1 protein-coding gene is annotated in these 2759 nt (G+C 72.6%); it reads right to left on the reverse strand.

The genetic code is table 11. The features are described 5' to 3' along the window. Window positions 1-57: 57 nt before the first annotated feature. On the reverse strand, window positions 58-2616 hold the full coding sequence (pepN, locus tag HCN56_RS24895; protein WP_167974817.1) for an aminopeptidase N: 2559 nt from the start codon (window positions 2614-2616) through the stop codon (window positions 58-60). Window positions 2617-2759: the final 143 nt, after the last annotated feature.

Raw genomic sequence — 2759 nt, forward strand, 5'->3', positions numbered from 1 at the left:
GGGGCCGGGTCCGCACCTCGGTGAGGACCCGGCCCCGCCGGGGTGGCCGGTCGCGGGTCAGCCCGCGTCCGCGGCCTGGGCGCGCAGCGCACGCTCCACGCCGGCTCGGCTCTCGGTGACCAGGCGGCGCAGCGCGGCCGACGGCGAGGCCGAGGCGAGCCACGCGTCGGTGGCGTCCAGCGTCTCCTGCGAGACGTGCAGCGTCGGGTACAGCCCGACCGCGATCTGCTGCGCCATCTCGTGGCTCCGGGCCTCCCAGACCGTCCCGAGCGCCGCGAAGTAGCGGTCGCGGTAGGGGAGGAGCAGCTCGTGCTGGTCGGTCTGGACGAAGCCGCCGATGACCGACTCCTGCACCGCGTTGGGCAGGGTGTCGGACTCGACCACCTTCGCCCACGCCTCGGCCTTGGCCTCCTCGGTCGGGCGGGCCGCCAGCGCGGCGGCCGCGTGCCGCTCCCCGGCGGCGGTGGCGTCGCGCTTCAGCTCGGCCTCCACCGCGCCCGCGTCGGCGCGACCGGTGGCGGCGAGCCGCTGCACCAGCGCCCACCGCAGGTCGGTGTCGACGGTCAGGCCGGGCACCGTGGCGCCGCCGTCCAGCAGCGCGCCGAGCAGGTCGAGCTGCGCGCCGGTCCGGGCGGTCGCGGCGAACGCGCGGGCCCAGGCCAGCTGGTGGTCGCTGCCGGGGGCGGCGGCGTTGAGGTGCTCCAGCGCGGCGGCGGACCAGCGGGAGAGCCCCTCCTCGCGCCAGTCGGGCGCGGCGTAGAGGTCGAGCGCCAGCTTGACCTGACGGTGCAGGGTCTGCACGACGCCGATGTCCGACTCGCGGCCGACGCCGCGGAGCACCAGCTCCAGGTAGTCGCGGGCGCGCATCTCGCCGTCACGGGTCATGTCCCATGCGGAGGCCCAGCACAGGGCGCGCGGCAGCGGCTCGGTGAAGTCGGCGAGGTGCTCGGTGACGACGGCCAGCGACTCGGCGTCCAGCCGGACCTTGGCGTAGGTCAGGTCGTCGTCGTTGAGGAGGACGACCGCCGGGCGGGCGCGGCCCACCAGGTCGGGGACCTCGGTGAGTTCGCCGTCCACGTCGAGCTCGACCCGCTCCACGCGCTCCAGCCGACCGTCGGTCAGCTCGTAGAGGCCGACGGCGATGCGGTGCGGCCGCAGGACGGGCTCGCCGCGTGCGCCCTCGGGCAGCGGCGGGGCGGTCTGCCGGATGGCGAAGGCGGTCATGGTGCCGTCCTCGGCGACCGTGATCTCCGGACGCAGCACGTTGATGCCGGCGGTCCGGAGCCACTTCTTCGACCAGGTGCTCAGGTCGCGGCCGCTGGTCTCCTCCAGCGCGGTGAGCAGGTCGGGGAGGGTGGTGTTGCCCCAGGCGTGGCGCTTGAAGTAGGCCTGCACGCCCTGGAAGAACTCGTCCATGCCGACGTAGGCGACCAGCTGCTTCAGGACGGAGGCGCCCTTGGCGTAGGTGATGCCGTCGAAGTTGACCAGGACGTCGTCCAGGTCGTTGATCTCCGCCATGATCGGGTGGGTGGAGGGCAGCTGGTCCTGCCGGTAGGCCCAGGTCTTCATCTGGTTGGCGAAGCTGGTCCAGGCGTGCGGCCAGCGCGAGCCGGGGGCGTGCGCCTGGCAGGCGACCGAGGTGTAGGTCGCGAACGACTCGTTCAGCCAGAGGTCGTTCCACCACTCCATGGTGACCAGGTCGCCGAACCACATGTGGGCCAGCTCGTGGAGGATGGTCTCGGCGCGCATCTCGTAGGCGGCGTCGGTGACCTTGGAGCGGAAGACGTACTGGTCGCGGATGGTGACCGCGCCCGCGTTCTCCATGGCGCCGGCGTTGAACTCCGGCACGAAGAGCTGGTCGTACTTCTCGAACGGGTACGGGAAGTCGAACTTCTCCTCGAACCAGTCGAAGCCCTGCCGGGTGACGGCGAAGATCGCGTCGGCGTCGAGGTGTTCGGCCAGGGAGGGGCGGCAGTAGAGGCCGAGCGGCACGCTGCGGTCGCCGCCCTCCCAGCTGCTGTGGACCTCGTGGTACGGGCCGACGATCAGCGCGGTGATGTAGGTGGAGATCCGCGGGGTGGGGGCGAACCGCCAGACAGTGCCGTTCTCCGGCTCCGGGGTGGGCGAGTTGGAGATGACCTTCCAGCCCTCGGGCGCGGTGACGGTGAAGGCGAACGTCGCCTTCAGGTCGGGCTGCTCGAAGGAGGCGAAGACGCGCCGGGCGTCGGGGACCTCGAACTGGGTGTAGAGGTAGGCCTGCTCGTCCACCGGGTCGACGAAGCGGTGCAGCCCCTCACCGGTGTTGGTGTACGCGCAGTCCGCGACGACCCGCAGGACGCTGTCGCCCTCGGGGACGTCCAGCGCGATGCGGGAGTCGCTGAAGACGGCTGCCGGGTCCAGCGCGGTGCCGTTGAGCTCCACCTCGCGCACGGCGGGTGCCACCAGGTCGATGAAGGTGGCGGCGGCCTCCCGGGCCGTGAACCGCACCGTGGTCTGCGACCGGTAGGTTCCGCCCTCCTGGGCGCCGCTGAGGTCGAGGTCGATCTCGTAGGAGTCGACGGTCAGCAGCCGTGCCCGCTGCTGGGCCTCGTCGCGCGTCAGATTCGTGCCAGGCACCGTGGGGTCATCTCCTTGCTCGGGCGTTTTGGGGGTCATCCTTCCACGCGGCTGCCCACCCGCTCCCCCGATTAACGGGCGGGTCGGAACCGCTGCGGCGCCGCGCCGCTCCCCGGTCGGCCGGGCGGCGGCGGACGCCCGGC

The sequence above is a fragment of the Streptomyces lonarensis genome, from assembly GCF_012033735.1.
Taxonomy (GTDB): Bacteria; Actinomycetota; Actinomycetes; order Streptomycetales; family Streptomycetaceae; genus Streptomyces; species Streptomyces lonarensis.